The organism is Fodinibius sp. SL11 (genome assembly GCF_052060035.1).
Lineage (GTDB): Bacteria > Bacteroidota > Rhodothermia > Balneolales > Balneolaceae > Fodinibius.
This window is the reverse complement of sequence record NZ_JBPOEA010000018.1, coordinates 34,987-57,809: the sequence shown is the minus strand read 5'-3', so window position 1 is coordinate 57,809 and position 22,823 is coordinate 34,987. Positions and strand designations below refer to the sequence as shown.

Sequence of the window (22,823 nt, the reverse complement as noted above, 5' to 3'; positions counted from 1 at the left end):
GTATTTGTCGAGCAGCTCAATGATGAGTTCAGCCAATTCTATGCCAACGTGCCGTTTATCGTTGGTTCAAACATGCCATTTCAGGTGTATGCGTCCAACAAAGGCGCGACGCAAGCTAACGTGAGTTTCTTATGTGAAGCTTATGTGGTTCAGAAATCCGATGGAAATCCACTGGAGGTGTAACCTATGTGGAACGCCTTAATCACATCCCTCTGCGAGCTGACCCAAAAGCTGGATACCCTGCTGCTTGAACTTCGGGGAAACAGTACCTCTGTGGGCCTGCAGGGTGGCAAGCGAATTGGCACCTCTATTTCGCCGGTATTAAAACAATCCACCAATCCCGTAAAGTTGGTAAACCCAAACCCGATGCGTCTGGGCGTCATCATCCATAATAGCAGCGATGGAGAATTTATGATTGCCCTGGATGAGTACCGTATTGACGTGCGCTACTATACTTTCAAGCTAAAACCCGGCGAAACGCTCCACATGGACGAGCGCCAGTTCAAGGAACTCTACAAAGGCGGCATGATGGGGCTATGGGATGAGGCCTCCGGTGCCCTGGAAACCTCGAAAGCCCTCGTAACCGAAATCTTCTGGAGCGCCTGACATGAGCGAAATTACCGGTAAAGAGTTTAGCGAAGGATTTAAAATGCGGGTCGTCAGCGGCATGCTGGTTGACGGTTCCATCCAGGTCTCATGGGCTACGGGTAAAAAGGCCTCCTCCCAGATGGACTGGGGCCTGGATCCCGACAACCTTTCAACAACCCCAGAATATCACCGAGAGCCGGCGGAGATGGTTCGTTACCATACGCTCTATTTTCCAATCACTTACCTGGATGCCCGTCACTATTTTCGCGTACGTTCAAAAACCATCAATGGTCTAATCGGGCAATCCCCCATTTATTCAGTCATCACTCCTGATGACGTACAGAAAGTCAATGAAACGCCATTCGGGATCGCCGAGCTTGATATTACTCCTATCGACGCTACCGAATTCGAGTTCCGGCCGTCTGCCCTCACGACTCCAGCGGCAAAACACGAGCCCGCCTCCCACAGCGGTCCGATAACAGCTACCCTGCAAACAGATCCGGCGATTTCCGAGGAGCAGCGACCGGAAACCGGAAACGCCCACACCAATATTATTACCACAATCTCTTAACCATATGGATACCATTAATCACACGTTATCAATTGGCACGCCAAAGTCCGGTATGGACCTGTTCTGCAACATTCGCATGGACGGCAAACACCTGCTTCGGCTACACAGCGAGTCGTTTGTCGGTGGATTCCTCAGGGATATACACGGCATGATGCACGGCGGTCGAACTGAGCGACTCATATCCCCGCTGGAACAGTATGTGCCTGATTATACGATCACCAGTATTAACATTGTGGATGGCGCTGTGGAAATATATCGCAGTTATCTGCGAAACGTATTCAGCGGTTCCCACTCTGGGAATCCCAATGGGGAAGAGCCTGTATGGGTTCATATTTGGGGATGCCAGTCGGTACCAGAACTTAACGGCACGTGGGAAGTCGAAAGCGCCCATACCAACAATGATTACGTGCGACTTATCGGGGCACCTACGACTATTGACCCTTCGGCCTACGTTCCCGATGATGCCACCTGTATCTCCAAAGCCTACAAGAATATTGCCACAACCCAACGCTATTGTATGCCCTTCCGGAAGGTATATCCTACGGTAGGTGCAGGGACCCGACCGATAAGTATTTCTGACGTAGGACTGCATAATCCCATTGATGCCCTGCTCGGCCGAGGAGCCGTATCTGTTTCCGGCGTCGTTACCGATCAGGAGAAATCAATCTTTACGATCTCTGCTCCTTTTACCAACGCTACCGGCGGGGATATTACCATTCGTGAGATGGGGCTGGTTACCTACATCGATGTCTCCCGTTATGCCCTCAAGACGATTGCGAACCTGCATGCCCGGGATATTCTCCAATCTGCTATTAACCTGCCGGATAGCAAGACGCTTACCCTCGATTACGAATGCCGGTTCGAGCTGGAAAACTTTAATCAGGATACCGACCTGAATGGAACCAATGGCGGATTCCTGGCCGAATTCGCCAAGGCTCTACGGCGACAAGCTGTTGAAACCACCCATTCGGGTTGGGCGCGCATGCTGATGTGTATCGGTGGTGGCGGTACTTCGATGTGCTCGCTCCAAACAAATGCTTCGACAGGTGACAAAGGATGGCAACTTGGGCTGCGGGTTGGCCAAAGCAACAAATTCGTCTCGATGACCGACACCGATCTTTCCCCCGATGCCAACCCCGACACCCCGTATAACCTGGGCGGCATTATCCATGGAGCCGCTGATGGACAACTACTCCATCACGGTATGATGATCGATGATCACGTGACCATCGATGAAGTTAACAACGAAGCATACTTCAACCTCAGTAGAGTATTTGAAAATCGCGGTGCCACTGATATTACCGTTAAAGAAATTGGTCTGTACGCGAAAAATGACGACAGCACCAATCGGTTCCTACCCAAACTCATTGCTCGCAAGGCGCTTGCCCCAGCCGATCAATTTACCATCATGGCCGGACAGATGCGGAAGGTCAACTATAAAATTAAAATGGTAGCCTGATGGTAAGCTCCCTATCCTTGTCCACCGAACTTACCTACGTGCGCTTGCGTGGGCTAATGCCTTTCTTTACCGAAGCATCGAAGCGATATGGGATCCCTCTCATCTTGTTACTCGCTATCGCTTCCCGAGAAAGCCGAATGGGTCTGGCCTTATCTGCTGATGGCACCGGAGATCATGGAAACGGCATCGGCATTATGCAGATCGACCGGCGATATCATCCCAGCTTTACCGACCGCCATAGCCCCTTTGACCACCAAGCCAATATTGATTATGGAGCCCAGTACTTGGCAAAACTTCTTCAGCAGTTTAACGGAAATACCGCCCGGGCCGTGGCGGCCTATAACGCTGGTCCAAACAAAGTACGGACCGCCACCTACGCGGGGCTACCTCCGGACTCGGTAACCACCGGCCGAGACTACAGCCGCGATGTCCTGCAACGGAAACAGCTTATCAGCCAGGTGCTAGGCCTCTCCAAAGCCGTTGGTCTGTCGGCGTACCTGCTGCCATTAGGTGCAATGGCCTTTCTTACCTATAACTATATCAACCCACAGAAATTATGACCACTGATTCCCATTTTATCGATGCCGACGAGACCTATCCAGAGGGTTTGGGACGCCTGCCCGCTATCCGAAATCACCAACTACGTCCCGCTATTGAAATCAGGACACCCGTCAGAACCGTTTCTGGTTCTCGAAGACCCTCTCCGAACCCTAGAGTAACCCCCATTAGGAAGAGGTCGGTTCTGGATCCGGTCATTGAACACCGTAGTCCCATTCCAGCACCTCGGCGTATCACGGTAAAGCCGAAGAAAAAACCATCTGTCACTACTAACGTGAAGACCCAATCCAAACAGAAATCAACCGCAAAAACATCTTCTCAAAAGAAGAAAAGGGCAACGAAACCTACATCACCGGCGAAAAGCAGCTCACCAAGTCCCACCAGCGGTTTTCTGGACGGGTCAATAACAATCGGTGGCATGCAGATTAAGAAAACACACGCCGCAGCTGGTGGGGCCACTGTATCCGGCCTGTTGCTCTGGAAACTTCTCTTTTAACTCAATTTAACGATAACCAACTCATTACAACCCCATCATGGAACATACATTACACTCCTCCGACCCATCTTGCAATTGTGGCTGTAAGGATCACTCATTAGGAAACGGTTCTGGGTACCTGCAAAGCGATTGCGGATGCCAAGCAGGCTTGGGTGAATCAAGCCAAGATAAAACCAACAGTGAGACCCAGGAAGATCTCATTAAGGAAGCTAAAAAGTACATTAACAGTGAAATACCAACGCCAGTAAAAGTTGTTGCCGGCTTAGCAGTCGTTGGCCTGTTACTTGTAGCCACAAGAGGTAAAAAGTAATGAATATCCAAGATTATAACGCACTGCTGGACAGCTACGGAAACCACTTCTCTATCGAGGAACTCGAAATCCAAGGGCCCGGAACCGTCAAGCGCATGGACATCGGATTTCTGCGTTCGTTTTTAGCCTGGCGCCAGTGGCACGGGCTGTCAACCCTGATCAGCTCCGCCTGGCGAAAAGGAGACCAAAAATCCCACGGCCACGGAATGGCATTTGATGTACTACTTTTTGACCAATGGCTTGAAAGTCAACCTTCCGCTCTCCAATACTGGCTGCTTGCGACTACCTGGGGATTCCAAGGCGTAGGCTTGTACTTTGATTGGAGCTACACCAACAAAGAAGGTAACAAAGTACCGGCTATCGGTTTGCACATGGACGGATGGGCAGGGAACGGCCATTCCCAGCGTCCGCTACGTTGGCTGCGAATTGACGGTCAGTACTATTATCAATCACTTGCCAGTGGACACTTTTATTGTAAAACAAACAACCAATCCATAACGCTGGACGAGGCGATAAGGAGGTACGGGCCATGAATAATCCACAAACCAATGGCTTTTTTCAAAAGTATAAGGAGCTGATCGTCACTACGATAATCTGCCTGTTTCTGACCGGCATCTACGATTCGATCAATAATCAGACCGCTGAAATCAAAAAGTGGTACCAGCTGATGATTGGTATCAATGAGAAAGTGAAAGTGCAGGCTGACAATCTCCACAGATTGGAAAAAAGCTTAGAAACGCATGTCCAGCATGCGGATGAACGTTTCAAAGATCAAAACGGGCGAATTCGCTCTATTGAATTCAAAACCATTCCCAGCCAACTCCACCGGTATAAATCTCTAATTAAGGAGGACACCTCCAATGCTGAAGATACTAAAACCAATTATTAAGGCTGTTCCCACCTTAATCAGTCTTTTCAAAAGCAAAACCCCTGAAAAGGGAAAAGGAATCGTAAAAAGTGGCATAGCCAGCCTCACGATTTCCGGACTCCTGTCAACCGGCAGGTTATCTGCATCTGGAATTGACAGTACCCTTTTGCTCATCCTCTCCATCCTAGAGATCATAGGATATCTCTATGGTATGATTGCCATTTCTTCAGGTGCGGCCCAAACCAACGGCATGGACCAGCTACTCCAAGGCAACGGAGAAGGCCTACAAAAGCAACAGGCAAAAAACCTGGGACGCCATTGGCTCAAACAGATCCAGAAGAACCAACATCAAAAGCTACCAGGCAACTCTTTATTTGATGACGACCGTTCCGACCTCCGAGTCAAAGCCATGGATATTTCCAAATACAAAACCCATAAACCTAAATAATAACAACCTATGACTATCTTCTTAACATTTTTATTTACAGCCATCCTTTTATTCACTACAAACGAATGGATGACTAACCTGCTAACTCCGAATCACTTGGCCGAGATAGGCGTGATTATACTCGGAATGGTTGCCTTGTCGGCCTCGGTTCAAATCCGAATCCTGTTTGAAAAAGCCCAAAATATACTTCGCTTATACGCACAGTACACCAATCCCAACAGCGAAGAGGGAAGAACACTCTCTCCACAAGAAAAGGAGCGACTGCTAGATCTTTTTCTACATGAGCTGCGGATTGTAATTGATCAGTTTGGTGGGAAGATTTTAATACGCGCGGGAGGATTCACTAAAAGAATCATCAATAAAATCTTTTAGGTACTCATTAGGGCTCTTAAATTCAGAGCCCTAATCTTATTTCCAACTATTCTTAGGAATCTAAGTTAATTTTAAATCATTCCCGTTTATACAGCCAAACATTTCCTTAATGTTTACTGATTAAACTATGAATGGCCAAAACCTATCAATAACACATTTGATCATAAGTTATGATTTCTAAAAGTGTATTTGTCTCAAAAATAATGCATTACATGTTGTAGATAATTGAGTCTATTTTTGCTTTCGGCAACTTATCTTTTGAATTTGATATTAATATTATAAAATTCCAGAAAGCTTTAGGTTTCAATACAACATCAACGTAATACCGCTATTAGCCCAATAATATCAAGTTGGCATGTTGGGCTTTATAAAAAGCAACACCTTTGGGAAAGTACAGGGCATGGGAGATTACATAGAGAGGATAACATTACTACTGTCCAAACAATCGGTTCTACTACTGCTGGTATATATCATTATTGCAACCTCGTGGGTCTTTACCACAGATCAGCTCCTCCAACCGATGGCCGATGAGTCGGACACTGCCTATCTGTTGATTTCGTTGAAGGATTGGATTTTTATTGTCGTCAGTGGATTGGTGCTGGTCTACTTTGCTAGTCGCAAGCGGGAGGCGCAAAAAGATTTGGCCAGCACCGAACGGAAATATCAGAAACTGTTTCAACACAGCTCGGATGGTATTATGCTCACCAATCCTGATGGATCTATTCTAAAGGTAAATCCCGCTGGTTGTCGCATTTTAGGTCGAAAAGAAGAAGAAATTAAGGAGTTGGGGCGAGAGGGAATAACCAAGAATGATGAGAAAATGCAGGAAGCCCTTAAAAGGCGGGAGGAAACCGGCCATTTCTCTGGTGAACTGACGTTCATTCATAAATCGGACAAACATATTCCTGTTGAACTGACTTCTTCGGTATTCCATTCGGAGGATGAGGGGCTTCAAACAAGTATTATTTTTCGAGATATTACTGACCGAAAGAAACATGAGCGGCTCCTCCAGGATCAGATCCGGATGCGTGCCACTATTATGGAGGTCGGGGCCAAAGCTCTTGAGGCCGACGAGCTGACATCATTTTATGAGATGCTCACTAAAGAAATGACATCTCTGCTCGATGCCCAGAGGACCCACCTGTTCCGCTTTACGGAAGACTCCGTAGTGCAGCAGCTGGCCAGTAGTCCCCCACTGGAGGCATCCCTGGTCGATGGCCATGGCTTTGCGGACCTACAAACCCTCAATACGCCACAAATTATACAACCCGACCAGCTACGCCCTCTTACTCAACAATTACCTGATGCCTCGGTTAGCTACGGCGTCATTATTCCAGGGGATTCCGGGCCGCTGGGATTTGTGGCTGTTCAGTATGCAGATGATTATGAGCTAAATACCAATGACGAGTTATTCCTCAAAGCCGTAGCCCACATCATTAGCATTACAACGGCTCGCAAGCAAGCCGAACAACAGCTCCAGCAGTCCCTTGACGAAAAGAAAACGCTGCTGGCTGAAATCCACCACCGGATTAAGAATAATTTGGCTGTGATATCGGGATTGCTAGAAGTGCAAGCCATAGAGACAGAAGATGAACACGTTCGGTTCACACTTCAGGATAGTCAACAGCGAATACAAACAATTGCCACCATCCATGAAAAACTCTACCAAAGCAGCACGCTTGCGGAGGTGGGCACTGAGCAGTTTATCCAAGATCTAATTAGATCCATCCACGATGCCCATAATCCCGGGAACCAACGAGATATTACATACGAAACGGATATCGAAGATATAGACTTGGATATGGACCGGGCCATTCCCCTCGGACTTATTGTCAATGAATTGGTAAGCAATACTTACAAACATGCCTTTGAGGAGCAAGAGCAAGGTCATATATCCATCCGCTTGGAGAGTAAAAACGACATGATACGTCTGCAAATTACCGATAATGGGAAGGGACTGCCAGAAGATTTTACCTTGCAGCAAAGTAGCTCATTAGGCATGAATCTCATTCAAACCCTTACTCATCAGTTAGAGGGACAACTCGAATACCAAAACACAGAAAATGGATGCGAATTTATTGTAACAGCACCATTTCCACAGTAAGTGCTACTATTACAATTGCGTCTTTCATAAATGACTTCTGAATTATATTAGATGAAATAAGAGGCCAAGAATTTGATCTAATATTATTTTATCTATGCTTTTTAGCAGTGTACATTACTATAAGTGGTTGCAACTCATTAACATTTACCCTTAAAATCAAGAGAGAAGAGACAACACCAGCAAAGCACCAATAACTATAAATAAAGCACCTCTTCTAGAATAACTGATAGTATAAAGCTATTTGTTGAAACAGCAATTTATCTTGGCTCTTCGGTGTTCTTTAGGTAATCAGTCCATTTCGATTTGCTGTAGCCAGCAAATCATTGGCGACCAGATGTACATACCTATTAGTTACTTCAATGCGTTTGTGGCCCAACATGTTTTTGACCTCAATTACATTGAAGCCACTACGAAGAAGAAAGGTTGCACACGAATGACGGAGCCCGTGAAAATGAATAGAGTCCTTAAATCCGGCTTTCTTGCAATACGATTTGAATTGTGTCGAGACCGTTCGGCCTGACAGTTGAATGTGATTCTTGTCCGTTGATTTTGGACTGGGAAATACGTAGCCGGTTTGAGGATTTCCCATAAACTTCCGCCAGGCACGAAGACGCCAGTAGACTGGATCAAAGATAGGAACCGTCCGTTCGAGACCATTCTTGGTATCGGTAACGCGCAAAAACCGTTCTTCCAGATTCACATGCGACCACTGAAGTTGGGTAACTTCCTTCAGACGTAAACCCGTATAAAAGGTTAGGGTAATCAGTGGTTTAAACCAAAATTGCATTTGGCCTGGATGCTTAATGGTTCCAGCTTTACGCTGGGCATGCTGATGTTTTCGGAAGGCTTGAAATAGTTCGTCGAGCTGCTGCTGATCAATAATCTTTTCTACCAAATTATCTCGCACTTTGGGCAACCGAATATCATCGCATGGATTGGCTTCAATAATGTCTTGTTCTACCACCCAGTTGAAAAAAGCCCGAAGATGGCCTAGATAATTTTTCTGTGATGCCGACGCCAAATCCTCCCGAAGGCAAAACTCTCGTATATCGCCTGTGTTAACACGACTAATAGGCATGGTTTCGCCTACTAGATCGCCAAACTCCTGGAGAATGTAACGATAGGTCTGTCTAGTTTTCGCTGTGACATTTGTTTTTTGAGCTAAAAACTGCTCGCGCAGGCTCTTAAGAAATGGACTGGTAAACGCGGTACCATTGAGTTTCTGATTTTTCTCAAATTCCTTTAGATTCCAGTCGTCAGCAAAAGGATTAATTTGACCGGACTCATAGAGCCGTTCGTATTCTATTTTCTTTTGTTCGGCGACCTTTTTGTAACGGGTGCCCAAGGCATAGGTTTTGGTAATGGGTTTTCCGTCTAGGTGTGTCTTGAAGACTAGGGAATAGTTTCCCCCTCGTTTTTTTAAGCTGGCCATATTTCGTAGATTAGGATTGGTTAGAAGTCAATCCCAATGTACTACTATTTGTACTACCGGCAAAGGATAAATGTTACTTCTGTGAAAAGAATTCATTTTTTAGGCAGTAATAAAAAGGCAAATATCGCCTTATAGGCGGGTTTAAGGGGTATTTAAGCTTGTTTTTAATGATTGAATAAAAATATACGAACCCCCATCATCCTGAACTTGTTTCAGGATCCGTACTATTCTTTTTGATTATAGATGTAGAAATGAATTCAGGATGACATGTTTTCTATTCTTTTTTCAGCATTGGGCTAATAATTTCGCCTTGGTGCGTTATGGTTGTATTTAGGGTAATTTCATCTTCAAAATCGAATTCCGGTTTACCGTCTTTGATTAAATGGTTCAGGAGCTCCAGCATGTTTTTAGAATATAGTTGACTAGCGTGATAAGCCAGCATGCTGGGAATATTCAACGGACCAATAATTTTCACTTCATTTTTAACAGTCGTTTCCCCGGCTTCGGTGAGTGCACAATTGCCACCCTGTTCGGCTGCTATATCAACAACAACCGCTCCGGCGTGCATATCTTCTACCATCTCTTTGGTAACCAACAGGGGAGCAGGCTTGCCTGGAATAAGTGCCGTAGTGATGATAATATCAGATTTTTTTGCGTGCTCGTGAATGACCTGTCGCTGGCGTTCTTGCTCATCTTCGGCCAACTCCTTGGCATAGCCGCCTTCCGTTTCTGATTCTTCATTCAGATCGGGAATTTCCACAAAAGAAGCACCCAAACTTTCAACTTGTTCTTTAACAGCAGGACGAATATCAAAAGCCTCAACTTTGGCGCCCAACCGTTTGGCTGTAGCAATAGCTTGGAGCCCCGCTACCCCCGCACCGAGCACCAAAACTTTGGCCGGTGCTACCGTCCCTGCTGCCGTCATCATCATCGGCATATAGCGATCCAGTTCATTGGCTGCAATCAGGGCCGATTTATATCCCGCAATAGAACTCATCGACGAGAGGGCATCCATGCTTTGCGCCCGGGATATACGCGGAATGGCATCCATTCCCAGGGCAGTGATATTCTTTTCTTTTAAGAAATCAACAGTGTCTTCGTTTTGTAGCGCCCACAGCAGGCAGATTAAAATGCTTTCTGCTTTCATCTTACCGAGGTCTTCCTGGGCAGGGGGTTGAATGCTGATCAGGATATCCGCATCCGAAAAAAGGGCGGCGCGATCGTTAATAACTTTAGCACCCGCAGTTTCATAGGCCCCATCCAAATAGCTGGAGGATTTGCCGGCATTCGTTTCAACCCAAACGTCGTGACCGTTATCAACAAGTTTGGAAACCGTATCTGGGATAAGAGCCACACGTTTCTCTCGTTCGGCCGTTTCTTTTGGAATAGCTATAATCACAATTAACACCCGAAAAGTTTATGGTTAAGTCATAACTTATTGAAAAGTCACAGTATTGCAAACGTTATTTTTGCTACGAAGATACGAGGAAGGGATCCTATTGGAAAGAGGTACCAATATATTTGCAAACTGCTGATGTAAAATTTAGCTTCATTGCATTATTTAAGGAAGTGAGGCATCGTATCATAATTGATGAATTCTATGAAGGAGATAAGAAATATCGACTCAATCATTACCTCTTATTTTTGTACCTTTATATGAAATTATTAAAGAGAAAATACGTAGAGTAACTCATGGAAGATATTGTAGGAAAAACGTTCGATGCTGTAATCGTAGGAAGTGGTCCCGCGGGATTAACCGCTGCGCTTTATGCGGCGCGTGCTGATTTGAATCCCATTGTTTTTGAGGGACCAGAACCCGGCGGGCAGTTAATGCAGACGACCGATGTCGAAAATTATCCCGGATACCCCGAGGGCGTGATGGGACCCAAGATGATGCAGGATTTTCGTGAACAAGCTCAGCGTTTTGGGGCCGATACGCGCTATGGTATGGTGACAAATATTGAGTTTGATGAGCGTCCCTATAAAATGACCATTGATGAAGAAGTAGAAATTAAAGCCAAGGCCATTATTGTATCAACGGGAGCTTCGGCCAAATGGTTGGGACTTGATAGTGAGCAAGAGTTGCGTGGAAAAGGAGTTTCTGCCTGTGCAACTTGTGATGGCGCCTTTTTCCGCGATCAGCACGTAATTGTAGTAGGCGGCGGTGATACAGCCATGGAAGAGGCAACATTTTTGACTAAATTCGCCAGTAAAGTAACGGTATTACATCGGCGTCAAGAGCTTCGCGCTTCAAAAACCATGCAGCAGAGGGCATTTAATGATGAAAAGATCGAGTTTATGTGGGATACTGAACTCGAAGAAGTCTTGGGCGAAGATGCTGTTGAAGGGGTTAAGGTAATTAACAATGAAACCCAAGAAATTACCACCCTTGATGATGTGACAGGAGTATTTATTGCTATTGGACACAAGCCCAATACCGATCTGTTTAAAGGGGTGTTAGCAATGGATGAGGTCGGATATATCCAAACCAAGGGGCAGTCAACTAAAACAGATATGCCCGGTATTTTCGCTTGTGGTGACGCCATGGATGCGGTATATCGTCAGGCCGTTACGGCAGCCGGCACCGGATGCAAAGCAGCCCTTGATGCCGAACGCTTTTTGGCTGAAGCGAAAGTGAGTAAAGAAGCCGTTGCCGAAGAGCACTGGAAATAATTTCTCAACACGCAGTGATCAGTTAACAGCATAAAACATTGTTTACTGGTCACTGTTATCTTTCCCTACCGTTTTATCTGTCTTTTCTTCTGATTTGGATCCATCATCTTCACCGGATGTATCAGCTTCTTCCTCATCCCGAATTTCAATGAATTCAGCCTCTACTTCGTATTCGTCTCTATTTTGATCTGTTTCCTCTTCAGGATAGCGCTCGACAATAATTTTCACATCATTCATAAATAGAGCAAACATCCCAATAGCAGAAACGATGGGGGCAATAGTCGTTAGCAAAGCTGCTCCGCCCACACTTACCGTTAGTTGGGACTGAAACAGCACTTTTCCGTCTTGGTCCTTTATCATGACCCTTCGTGCATTACCTTCACGGATCAGCTTTTTTACCTGACTGATAATTTCATTGACGGTACCTGTTATTTCTTCTTTGAATGTCTTTCGAGAGTTTGAGGTATTCATAATGTGAGTTTTCATGTTAGTGTTTGCTGCTGATTATGTGGAAAATAAATTCCTTTTTGTAAGGAATCATTTGCTTCAAGGTCTTACTACGTTAAATAACTGCAAATGATTCATCAGGAGATGTTATGTTATCACGTGTTTACTGTGCTTCTACTATAGGAGTAGATGCCCGCCTTATTGAAGTTGAAACAAATATGTCAACCGGGGTACCCAAATATTTTTTAGTGGGATTACCGGATCGTGCGGTAAGCGAATCAAGTGACCGTATTGAAGCGGCGCTGAAAAATTCGAATGCTGAATTTCCGAAAGGACGTATTACCGTTAATTTGGCTCCCGCTGATTTACCCAAAGAGGGTAGTGCGTTTGATTTGCCTATCGCAGTAACACTATTGAATGTATCGGGACAAATAAAAACGGATAAACTTGAAGGAACGCTGATATTAGGTGAATTGGGGCTGGATGGCAAATTGCGTCCCGTAAAGGGCGTATTGCCGATGGCTGTTCAGGCCCGCGAAAAAGGATTAACAAATATGGTGGTGCCTGCAGAAAATGGTCCGGAAGCGGCTGTGGTCGAAGGGATTAACGTATATGCGTTTGAACATCTGACAGAGGTGATGGGTTGGTTGCGTGACATGGATTCGTACAAGCCGTTAAATGTTGATATCAAAAAAATGTTCAGGCAAAATGGGGAAGGGGAAATCCTGGATTTTAGCGATGTGCGCGGCCAGGAGAACGTAAAGCGTGCCCTTGAAGTGGCAGCTGCCGGCGGACATAATGTTATTATGGTGGGGCCTCCTGGATCAGGTAAAACAATGATGGCACGACGGTTGCCTACGATCTTACCGCCATTAACCCTTGACGAAGCCTTGGAAACTACAAAAATACATTCTGTGGCCGGATTGTTACCAACCGGTGAAGCCTTGGTGACGCAGCGCCCTTTTCGTTCTCCGCATCATACGGTTTCGGATGTGGCTTTAGTTGGAGGGGGAAGTATTCCCATGCCGGGTGAGATTTCAATGGCCCATAATGGAGTCTTGTTTTTGGATGAATTGCCCGAATTCAAACGCAGTGCCCTTGAAGTAATGCGGCAGCCGCTTGAAGATGGTTCTGTTAGTATATCGCGTGCGCGCATGAGTGTAAGCTATCCCAGTAGAATAATGCTGGTGGCCTCCATGAATCCCTCACCTACCGGTGATTGGTATGATCCTACGGATCCCGGCGGGGCTTCTCCGGCACAAATGCAGCGATATCTAAGTAAAATAAGCGGACCTATGCTTGATCGGATTGATCTCCATATTGAAGTGCAGAAAGTAAGCTATGATGAACTTTCCAGTAAATCAAAGGGAGAGCCATCGTGCGAAATCAGAAAAAGGATAATACAGGCGCGAGAAGTACAAACACAACGCTTTATGGGGGTTGAAGATGTATATTGCAATGCGCAGATGAATACTAAGATGTCACGAAAGATTTGCATGCTTGATGATGCGGGCAAACAGATGCTTAAAAAAGCTATTACCTCATTGGGATTATCGGCCCGAGCGTATGATCGTATTCTAAAAGTATCCCGAACCATTGCCGATCTTGAACGATCAGAAAATATACGATCCAATCATATTGCTGAGGCCATTCAATATCGCAGTTTGGACAGAGAAGGGTGGCTGGGATAAACAAATAAAGCCCAAAAACCTCCAGCTTTAAGTTGTCAAAGCTCGCTTACGGTGAGTGATAATAAATGTAATAAGCCGTCTTTACTTGTTGATAATAAGTTTGTACCATTTTGAATAAACAAATCTAAAACGTAAAGAATATTATTATGAAATTGTTAGCCAAAGGGATAAAACTACTTTTAGTGGCATCACTGTTATTGATGGTTGGATGTGCAACAAGTAGTACGAGCCAAAGAAGTACAGCTGGTACCGATGGAACCGAAAATATGACATTAGAAGATCATCTTCGTCGTATTAATGGTGTTCAAATAAATGGCAGCGGTGATTATGCAAAGGTTGTATTGCGCCCCAGAGGATTTTCCGGAGTTAGTCGCGGTAAAACAAGTGATCGAAAAGGCGAATATGCATTTGGGGATAGTGATCAACGTCAACCTTTATTTGTCGTTGATGGTCAAAAGGTAGGGCGGAATTTTCCTAATGTAGCTGATATGTTTTCTCCGGGAGAAATAAAATCTGTACGATTAGTACCCGAATCTGAAGCTTCTCAGTATGGAAGTGAAGGAGGGCAGGGCGTCATTGAAATTGTTACTAAGTCTGCAAGTAATGATAAGTAAGAGATAGGCAAATTGTTTATAAGCACCGGGTTGTAATAGATTCGGTGCTTTTTTGCTTAATATTTTTCCTTAAAAAAATGTAGGGATATTAGCCACATTTATAAAAGGGATTATATAAGTAATATTATTTTGGGTTAACTTGAAAACAATACTCGTATAGTAAAAAGGGGTTATTATAGGCTTCAGACTCTATATTAGCATCTCTTTGGTTGTATTTCATGATCTAACTCATTTATATCATAAACCACATTCCAATTATGAAAGAGAGAGTTCAAAATAAAAAGATAGTTACGTAACCGCTTTAATTTGTTGATATGCAGCGTAATATAGCCATTTGTACAGGTATAATAATATTTGAACATAAAACAACGATAAACAATTAGCGGATATTTTATTCTTTCTGCATTTTTATATATATAATGGAGTGGCTAAAAAAGCCATTTTGAAAGTGTTAAGGCTATTTTCTTCGCACTTTTTTAGATTTATTATAATCATAATTAAAACAAATCAGGGCTATGGTAAAAAAACTACTATCTCTATTTACGTTATGCCTGATATTTTCCGCTACTGCTTTTGCGCAGTCCGGGACAATAACAGGTACGGTAACCGACCAAAGTTCAGGTGAAACACTGCCCAGTGTAAACGTCTATGTGGTTGAGTTGCAGCGCGGTGCTGCTACCAACGCACAAGGTGAGTTTACAATACAAGGGGTTGAGTACGGTACTTATACTGTACGTGCCAGCTTCGTTGGGTATCAAACATTTGAACAAGAGGTTACAGTTGATCAATCAACGGTTACTCTTGATATTCCACTCGCTTCATCTACCCAACAACTCGACGATGTTGTTGTTACAGCTTATGGGGTGGAGCAAAGTTTGAACGATCTTCCCTATTCTGCACAACAGGTAGACGGTGAGATTGTCGCAGAAAATCGAAGTGATAATTTTGCTGCCTCTTTGAGCGGTCGAGTGGCCGGTCTTAAAGTTAGTCAGACAAGCGGAATGGGCGGCTCCACCAATATCGTAATGCGTGGATACAAGTCTATTTCCGGAGATAACCAGGTACTATTCGTCGTTGACGGTGTGCCGTATGCAAACCAGGAATTCAATGATGCAAGTACGGAAGCTGGTTTTGCCGGTTATGACTACGGTAATACCGGTGTCGATATCAATCCGGATAACATTGCATCTGTAAACGTATTGAAGGGACCTGCAGCCGCAGCGCTTTATGGTTCTCGTGCGTCGAACGGTGCGATTGTCATTCAAACCAAAGGTGGACAGTCAGGAAATCGACCTGTTCAAGTAACATTTAATTCCAGTGCTACTATCCAAAAGATTAATAAGAGTACATTTATTGATCACCAGATGGAATACGGTGGTGGATATGTCCCTTCTTTTGGATCGATAGACATTGATGGTGATGGTACTGAAGAGACTATTGGTAATCCTTGGGATGACGGATCTTATGGTCCTAAGTTCGAAGGTCAGGAAGTGTATCAATGGGATGCCTTTGTGGAAGGTGGACCTAACTTTATGACACCTACTCCTTGGGTAGCACCTGAAAATACACCAGTGGATTTCTTTGAAACAGGAACAGACTTTACCAATAGTATCCAGATTGATGGTGGTTTTGACGGTGGATACTATAATATGGGATATAACCAAACCAATACTACAGGTATTCTACCGAATGCAAAGCTTGATAAGAATAAATTGAACTTTGCCGCTGGGTATGATGTGAGCGATAAGTTCTCTGTTTCTGGTAAAATTCAATATACTCAGACTGAAGGTCGTGCACGGCCAGGTCGCGGATATAGTACGATGATGAGTCTATTTCGACAATGGTGGAATACATCTGTAGATATGGAAGCACAAAAGAGTGCTTATTTCCGCAATCGTACAAACGAAACTTGGAACTGGTCACAAGGTGATCTTGGTGGTAGTCCTATATATTGGGATAATCCATATTGGACTCGTTATGAGAATTTCCAAACTGATGAGCGTGATCGTTACTTCGGTAATGTGGAAGCCAATTATGAATTTACGGATTGGTTGAATGTAACAGGTAGAGTAAGTATCGATAGTTACAGTCAACTTATCGAAGAACGTAATAATGTAGGTAGTATCGGTCATGGTTCTGACTGGACAGGCTATCACAAGAGGGTGCAAGACTTTACGGAGTTTAATTATGACCTTCTTGCAAATTATAAAAAACAACTGAACGAAGATGTTCGTATCAGTGGTGTTGTTGGTATGAACTTGCGTCGTAATCATATGCAAAGCACTGTTGCTGAAACAAATGGCGGCTTGCTTATTCCAGGTGTGTATTCACTAAATAATTCCGCAAGCCCAATTCAGTTTCCAAATGAAACTGATGAGCAATTGGCTGTAAATGGTTATTTTGCAAGTTTAAACGTTAACTATGGTGGTTTCTTTAACTTGGAGGCTACAGGCCGTCGCGATAAGTCGTCCAGCTTGCCAGATGGTGAAAATGTATATTACTATCCATCGGTCTCTGCTGGATTTACCTTCAGTGAGTTTATTGACGCTGACTGGTTGTCGTTTGGTAAGATTCGCGGTAGTTGGGCCGAAGTTGGTAATACTGCACCACCCCATAGTTTGAATGATACCTATAATCGTCCTAATAACTTTGGGCCTACAGGGCTTTATACATTACCCTCGACAAAGAATAATCCTGATCTGAAGCCCGAACGTACAAAGAGTTGGGAGGTTGGAATGCAGTTAGGCGTATTTAATGATCGCGCTACGCTTGATATCAACTACTATGACCAGAATACTGTTGACCAGATTCTTGCTACGGAGGTTTCTCGTGCATCCGGTTATGCAACTAAGTTTGTAAATGCCGGTAATGTAGAAAACCGTGGTTGGGAGGTTTCTGCAACAGTACGTCCGATCACAAGCCGTGATTTTACATGGACCATGAATGTAAACTGGAGCAAAAACTTCAACAAAGTAAAAGCTCTTGCACCAGGCGTAGATAATTATCAGCTGGCTTCGCCACAGGGTTCTGTTACTATTAGTGCCGCTAAAGGTGAACCTTATGGAGCAATCCGTGGCACTGACTTCGTGAACCTTGACGGAGAATCCTGGAGTGAAAATGGGGGTCAAAAGCTAATTAACGGTTCAGGTTTTTATGCAGGTACGTACGCGGTTACTTCTTCCTCCAATAATATTATCGGGAACATGAATCCCGATTGGACTGGTGGTATTTCGAACCGTATGAATTATAAAAATTGGTCGTTGAACTTCTTGGTAGATGTTCGATGGGGTGGAGATATTTTCTCCCTTGACCAATATTATGGACAGGGTACTGGTTTATATCCGAAAACAGCCGGTTTGAACGATTTGGGTAACCCCAAGCGTGATCCTGTAACAAGCGGAGATGACAGCGGTGGAGTTATTCTCGACGGCTATCTTGCAGATGGAAGCCCAAACGATATCCGTACACGCGCCAATGTCTATTATGGAGCTTACGGTTGGGTTACAAATCCCGCTGCACAGTTTATCTATGATGGAAGTTACGTGAAGCTGCGTGAAGTTGGCTTAACATACAACTTGCCTCAGAACCTTATCGATAAGATCGGTCCCATTCAGGGAGCTTCTTTGTCGGCTATTGGTCGCAACTTGTGGATTATCCACAAAAATCTACCGCACGCCGATCCTGAGCAGGGAATTGTCGCAGGTAATGTACAGGGTTATCAAGGTGGTGCTTATCCATCCACACGCAACTTCACGTTTAACTTGAAACTTGAATTTTAGGATTGAATACCATGAGAAAACTATTATTACCTTTATTAGTATTTGCACTGGTACTCAGTTCGTGCGAGGATGATTTAACCAGCTTGAATGATGATCCTAAAGCCGCGTCTGAGGTAACAGCTGAACCCTTGTTTTCCAACGCTCTCGTTAGTTTGGGAACGTTGAATACAAGCGTTAACTATAACATTAACATGTTTATGTTCATGTCTCAGTATTGGGCAGCAACTACTTATGCTGATGAATCCCAGTACAATTTGACGGGTCGAGCGATCCCCTCCAGTTACTGGAGCGAGATTTATCGCAATATTCTAAACGATCTTAAGAGGTCTTCTGATTTGGTAGCGGACGATATATCAAATAAAGTTGAGCCGCCTCAGACTATTCCTGATGCTGTAAAGCAAAACATGCAGGCGCAAATTGAGATTGTCAATGTGATGGCTTATCATCAATTGGTAACTACCTTTGGTGATATTCCCTACTCTGAAGCCTTGGATTCAGATAATGTATCGCCGGCATACGATAGTCAGGCTGCAATTTATTCCGATCTAATGAGTCGTCTTAATACGGCTATTAGTAATATTGATCCAAATGCTTCCGGATTTAATGCCTCTGAAGATCTCTTTTACAGCGGTAATGTGGAAGCTTGGCTTAAATTTGCTAAGTCGCTTAAAATGCGTATGGCAATTCAGGTTGCAGAAGCAGGGAGTGCTGTTAATTTTGACCCACAAACTGCTATAGAAGATGCTTCTCCCGGGGCATTTGAGTCTAACGCTGACAACCTTGCGTTGAAATTCACGAACACACCACCTAACAGAAATCCGGTGTGGGAAGATGTGATTAATACAGGTCGTAACGACTTTGTAGCAGCCAATACGTTGATTGATATGATGAATAATCTGAACGATCCACGTCGTAGAGTCCAATTTACGCAGGTTGATACGAATACAGTAGAAGGGGATCCTGCTGAGATGGCCTATGTGGGAGGATTATATGGTGATTCTAATGACTATATCGGAAATTCTCACGTAAAGGGTCCATTAATTGAGCCTGATTTTGAAGGTATGCTCTTAGAGTATGCTGAGGTTGAATTCATCCGAGCTGAAGCAAACGCTCGGGGTTGGTTAACCGGTACTGCAGTACAAGCAGCCCAGCATTATAATAATGCTGTTACTGCTGATATGGAGTATTGGAGTAATGCTTCTTCTGAAGAGAACATCTCTTCGCAGGAAATTAATGATTACTTGGCAAACGATGCCCCATATCCTGTGGCTGGAACCCAAAGAGGTCAGATTGAAGCTATTGCTCAACAGAAGTGGTTAGGACAGTACATGAATGATAACTTGCAAGCATGGACTGATTGGCGACGATTGGATCATCCAACTTGGTACTTTGCCAATAACCCTGGCGCTGATACTGAAGATGATATTCCAAGTCGTTTCACTTATCCCGTTGATGAGCAGAACCTGAACCAGTCTAATTATGATGAAGCAGCTTCTGCTATTGGCGGTGATCTAAAAACCACAAACTTGTTCTGGGATATTCAAGAAGCAAGTAGCAGATAAGTAACTTAAGCTTATCGTTTTACGGTAAGTATCGAATTAAAGGGCTCCGATTACTCGGAGCCCTTTTTTATTGGGATTATTATTGATTCACAGTTCTATAATGAATATGCTTTCCAGCAGTTTCAGCCCAAATTAGATTTGGTAAAATCACCGTGTCATCCTGAATTTATTTCAGGATCTGGAGCAAAAATGTTTAACGCTTATGAATAATGATTGCTTTCAGATGCTGAAACCTAAAATGACGTTACATGCCAACTTCATTATCACATGGCTAGTTATATAAAGGTCTTTTAAAAATTAATAACGGTCACTCGTTTTGTCTTTATACGCAGATATCGTTTTCCCAACCGCGGTACGGCGGCAGTTTACATACAGCTTGCCTGAGGAATATCAGGTAGATGCACAGATTGGTAAACGGGTTTGGGTGCCTTTTCAAAAGCATAAAAAAATCGGGATCGTTGTTAATATCCATGATCATGAACCCGATTTTAATACCCGTCCGGTACAGCAGGTCCTCGATGACAAGCCCATTATTTCTAACGAATTATTAAAGCTAACCGAATGGATTCACCGTTTTTATTACTGTGGGTGGGGGCAGGTTATACAGGCCGCCTTGCCGGTAGGGTTAAATTTTTATGCCCAAAAATATTTAAAAGCTACGGATAGTAATCTGCCAGATTATCTGGATCAGGATAAAAAGGAGATTGTTAACGAAATAATTGAGGCCGGTTCTTATTTGTTGGTAGAAGCTCAAAAGAGATGGGGCGATAAAATCATTGATAAACTCGTAGGACAGAAACTGCTGGAGGTTTGGGAACAGCCAGAAATGAAGATGGATCCAAGTACGGATAAGTTGTGGCAATGGAAGGAAGAAAAAAGCAAAGAGGTGGCTGCAGATATTATTGAAGAACATCAAGAGGCGGGGAAACAATATAAATGGATACAGGCCTTAAGCGTTTTAGTTGATTTAGATCTTCCTGAATTTCAAAAAGAATTAACCGATTTTGAGTTGTTGGAATATTATACGCTCAATCGTATTGCCGAAGAAGGGTTGATAAGGTATGATGAGGTCGAGACTACCAATCTGAGTATGAAGCTGGAATATGATCCGGAAAAGCTCAATACATTAAATGATGATCAACAAGCGGCTTTTGATGAAATTAATAAATCGATTCGAAAGGAAACGTTTGGCAGTTATTTATTGTACGGTATAACCGGCAGTGGGAAAACCGAAGTTTATATTCATGCTTTAAAGAACGTATTGGAGCAGGGAAAAGGAGGATTGGTACTGGTGCCAGAGATTGGCCTGACCCCACAGATCGTGAAACGTTTTCATCTAATATTTGGGGATGATATTGCGGTGTTACACAGCAGGCTTACCGATCGGGAACGGTATGATGCCTGGCGGGCCCTGCAAAAGGGAGAGAAAAGAATAGCTATTGGGGCACGCTCGGCCGTTTTTGCGCCGGTTCAGAATTTGGGTCTGATTGTTGTAGATGAGGAGCACGACATGTCGTACAAACAGGAAGACCCGGCCCCGCGTTATAATGGTCGAGATGTTGCTATTATGCGAGCTCATATCAATGATATTCCGGTGGTTTTGGGGTCGGCGACGCCCAGTATGGGTTCTCTTTATGGTACCCAAAAAGGAAAAAGCCAATATTTAGAATTGATTAAGCGCCCCTTTGAGGCAAAACTGCCCGAGGTAAAACTGCTTGATCTCAAACAATATCGGTCCGCTATGAAAGGACCGATTGCCATTCCTCTTTATGAAGCGATTAAAGAAGCAATAGAAAAGAATGAACAAGTCATTTTATTATATAACAGAAGGGGTTTTGCGTCATACCTGCAATGTGCAAACTGTGGAGAAATTCCGGAGTGTCCCAATTGTTCGGTGAGTTTGACCTTCCATAAATCAAAAAAACAGTTAAGATGTCACTACTGCGGTTATTCCGAACGGGAACCCCGGCGTTGCAGGGAGTGCGGCAATGACTCAGTGGAAGCCCGTGGGAGTGGTACCCAACAGTTGGAGAAACAAATTGCTGAACTGTATTCGGAGGCAGAAACCCTACGCATGGACTATGACACAACTTCGGGCAAGAATGCACACTCGAAAATACTAAAAGCCTTTGGAAGAAAAGAGGCAGACATATTAGTGGGAACGCAAATTGTGGGCAAGGGACTGGACTTTCCGGATGTAACAGTGGTGGGGGTGATTGATGCTGATACCGAACTTGCCTTTCCTTCTTTTCGTTCGGGAGAACGTATGTACCAATTATTAAGTCAGGTGGCCGGGCGTTCGGGCAGAGCTGACAAGGAGGGGAGGGTCTTTTTTCAGACCTGGCAGCCGGATCATCCCGCAATACAGCAAGCAAAAAATCACGATTACAAGTCATTTGCCCGGCAGGAGCTTGCTTATCGTAAAACATTGCAGTATCCCCCGTATTCACGGATTATCAGGTTTGTGTTTAAAGGAAAACAAGAGGGACGCGTTCGAAGAGTGGCGGAAACCTATACCGAATGCTTGACAGAAGTGTTAGGTAGTTTTGATTCGGTATTGGGTCCATCACCGGCCGCTATTGCCAAAATGCAGAATTTTTATCGGTGGGAGAGCTTTATCAAAATTGATCCTTCAAACGGGGCTTCGGCCATTGAGCAAATGCTCGACAGAACCTTTGATCGATTTGATGATCGAAAACCCAAAGGGGCGAGCTCCGTTCGTATCAATGTGAATGTGGATGCATTGGAGTAGTTTTTATGGCTCGAGAGCGTATCGGGTGCGCCATATTAGGACCTAAGGGCTGAAGTTGGTAAAAATGATCCATCTTTAGGTTGGTTTTACGTATTAGAT

21 protein-coding genes are annotated in these 22,823 nt (G+C 44.2%); 18 read left to right on the top strand and 3 right to left on the bottom strand.

What is annotated here, in order from left to right; translation table 11 throughout:
• The 12 genes from ACQ76V_RS14465 to ACQ76V_RS14410 form a co-directional block, all read left to right on the top strand.
• The coding region (locus ACQ76V_RS14465; RefSeq protein WP_441001224.1) for a hypothetical protein at positions 1-183 on the top strand (183 nt) is incomplete at its 5' end.
• Positions 184-186: 3 nt separating this feature from the next.
• Positions 187-606, top strand: coding sequence for a hypothetical protein (locus ACQ76V_RS14460; RefSeq protein ID WP_441001223.1), 420 nt, complete (start codon positions 187-189; stop codon positions 604-606).
• A gap of 1 nt (position 607) precedes the next feature.
• Positions 608-1,159 carry a hypothetical protein gene (locus ACQ76V_RS14455; protein WP_441001222.1) on the top strand — a complete coding sequence of 184 codons (552 nt, stop codon included), beginning with the start codon at positions 608-610 and terminating at the stop codon, positions 1,157-1,159.
• Positions 1,160-1,163: 4 nt separating this feature from the next.
• Positions 1,164-2,618: a hypothetical protein gene (locus ACQ76V_RS14450; protein ID WP_441001221.1), complete on the top strand. Its 1,455-nt coding sequence runs from the start codon at positions 1,164-1,166 to the stop codon at positions 2,616-2,618.
• Complete coding sequence (locus ACQ76V_RS14445) at positions 2,618-3,178, top strand: transglycosylase SLT domain-containing protein (RefSeq protein ID WP_441001220.1); 561 nt, start codon at positions 2,618-2,620, stop codon at positions 3,176-3,178. The genes ACQ76V_RS14450 and ACQ76V_RS14445 overlap by 1 nt, the downstream gene beginning before the upstream one ends.
• Positions 3,175-3,672, top strand: coding sequence for a hypothetical protein (locus tag ACQ76V_RS14440; protein WP_441001219.1), 498 nt, complete (start codon positions 3,175-3,177; stop codon positions 3,670-3,672). Before ACQ76V_RS14445 ends, ACQ76V_RS14440 begins: the two co-directional genes overlap by 4 nt.
• A gap of 37 nt (positions 3,673-3,709) precedes the next feature.
• Positions 3,710-3,982 carry a hypothetical protein gene (locus ACQ76V_RS14435; protein WP_441001218.1) on the top strand — a complete coding sequence of 91 codons (273 nt, stop codon included), beginning with the start codon at positions 3,710-3,712 and terminating at the stop codon, positions 3,980-3,982.
• Positions 3,982-4,515, top strand: a complete 534-nt coding sequence (locus ACQ76V_RS14430; RefSeq protein ID WP_441001217.1) for a hypothetical protein — start codon at positions 3,982-3,984, stop codon at positions 4,513-4,515. Before ACQ76V_RS14435 ends, ACQ76V_RS14430 begins: the two co-directional genes overlap by 1 nt.
• Complete coding sequence (locus ACQ76V_RS14425) at positions 4,512-4,871, top strand: hypothetical protein (RefSeq protein ID WP_441001216.1); 360 nt, start codon at positions 4,512-4,514, stop codon at positions 4,869-4,871. The genes ACQ76V_RS14430 and ACQ76V_RS14425 overlap by 4 nt, the downstream gene beginning before the upstream one ends.
• On the top strand, positions 4,843-5,298 hold the full coding sequence (locus tag ACQ76V_RS14420; protein ID WP_441001215.1) for a hypothetical protein: 456 nt from the start codon (positions 4,843-4,845) through the stop codon (positions 5,296-5,298). The genes ACQ76V_RS14425 and ACQ76V_RS14420 overlap by 29 nt, the downstream gene beginning before the upstream one ends.
• 9 nt (positions 5,299-5,307) lie before the next feature.
• The gene (locus tag ACQ76V_RS14415) at positions 5,308-5,670 is read left to right on the top strand and encodes a hypothetical protein (RefSeq protein ID WP_441001214.1); all 363 of its coding nucleotides are present in this window, start codon (positions 5,308-5,310) and stop codon (positions 5,668-5,670) included.
• Between the two features lie 355 nt (positions 5,671-6,025).
• Complete coding sequence (locus ACQ76V_RS14410; RefSeq protein WP_441001213.1) at positions 6,026-7,774, top strand: histidine kinase dimerization/phosphoacceptor domain -containing protein; 1,749 nt, start codon at positions 6,026-6,028, stop codon at positions 7,772-7,774.
• Positions 7,775-8,054: 280 nt separating this feature from the next.
• Here the strand turns inward: ACQ76V_RS14410 and ACQ76V_RS14405 are convergent, their stop codons facing one another.
• Both ACQ76V_RS14405 and ACQ76V_RS14400 read right to left on the bottom strand, forming a co-directional pair.
• Positions 8,055-9,206: a tyrosine-type recombinase/integrase gene (locus ACQ76V_RS14405; protein ID WP_441001212.1), complete on the bottom strand. Its 1,152-nt coding sequence runs from the start codon at positions 9,204-9,206 to the stop codon at positions 8,055-8,057.
• 274 nt (positions 9,207-9,480) lie between these two features.
• Entirely contained in the window at positions 9,481-10,605 is a 1,125-nt protein-coding gene (locus ACQ76V_RS14400; RefSeq protein ID WP_441001211.1) for a Re/Si-specific NAD(P)(+) transhydrogenase subunit alpha, read from the bottom strand.
• 293 nt (positions 10,606-10,898) lie between these two features.
• Here ACQ76V_RS14400 and trxB point away from each other — a divergent pair, with 293 nt between their 5' ends.
• Positions 10,899-11,879: a thioredoxin-disulfide reductase gene (trxB, locus tag ACQ76V_RS14395; RefSeq protein ID WP_441001210.1), complete on the top strand. Its 981-nt coding sequence runs from the start codon at positions 10,899-10,901 to the stop codon at positions 11,877-11,879.
• A gap of 42 nt (positions 11,880-11,921) precedes the next feature.
• Here trxB and ACQ76V_RS14390 read toward each other — a convergent pair whose 3' ends face one another.
• Complete coding sequence (locus ACQ76V_RS14390) at positions 11,922-12,365, bottom strand: DUF4342 domain-containing protein (RefSeq protein ID WP_441001209.1); 444 nt, start codon at positions 12,363-12,365, stop codon at positions 11,922-11,924.
• Positions 12,366-12,475: 110 nt separating this feature from the next.
• Between ACQ76V_RS14390 and ACQ76V_RS14385 the strand changes: the two genes are divergently transcribed.
• From ACQ76V_RS14385 to priA, 5 genes are all read left to right on the top strand, one after another.
• Complete coding sequence (locus ACQ76V_RS14385; RefSeq protein WP_441001208.1) at positions 12,476-14,017, top strand: YifB family Mg chelatase-like AAA ATPase; 1,542 nt, start codon at positions 12,476-12,478, stop codon at positions 14,015-14,017.
• Between the two features lie 146 nt (positions 14,018-14,163).
• Positions 14,164-14,631 (top strand): TonB-dependent receptor, encoded by a 468-nt coding sequence (locus ACQ76V_RS14380; protein ID WP_441001207.1) that lies wholly within the window; start codon positions 14,164-14,166, stop codon positions 14,629-14,631.
• A 515-nt stretch (positions 14,632-15,146) separates the two neighbouring features.
• The gene (locus tag ACQ76V_RS14375; RefSeq protein WP_441001206.1) at positions 15,147-18,410 is read left to right on the top strand and encodes a SusC/RagA family TonB-linked outer membrane protein; all 3,264 of its coding nucleotides are present in this window, start codon (positions 15,147-15,149) and stop codon (positions 18,408-18,410) included.
• An 11-nt stretch (positions 18,411-18,421) separates the two neighbouring features.
• Positions 18,422-19,972 (top strand): SusD/RagB family nutrient-binding outer membrane lipoprotein, encoded by a 1,551-nt coding sequence (locus ACQ76V_RS14370; RefSeq protein WP_441001205.1) that lies wholly within the window; start codon positions 18,422-18,424, stop codon positions 19,970-19,972.
• Positions 19,973-20,288: 316 nt separating this feature from the next.
• The gene (priA, locus tag ACQ76V_RS14365) at positions 20,289-22,724 is read left to right on the top strand and encodes a replication restart helicase PriA (protein WP_441001204.1); all 2,436 of its coding nucleotides are present in this window, start codon (positions 20,289-20,291) and stop codon (positions 22,722-22,724) included.
• Positions 22,725-22,823 lie beyond the last annotated feature (99 nt).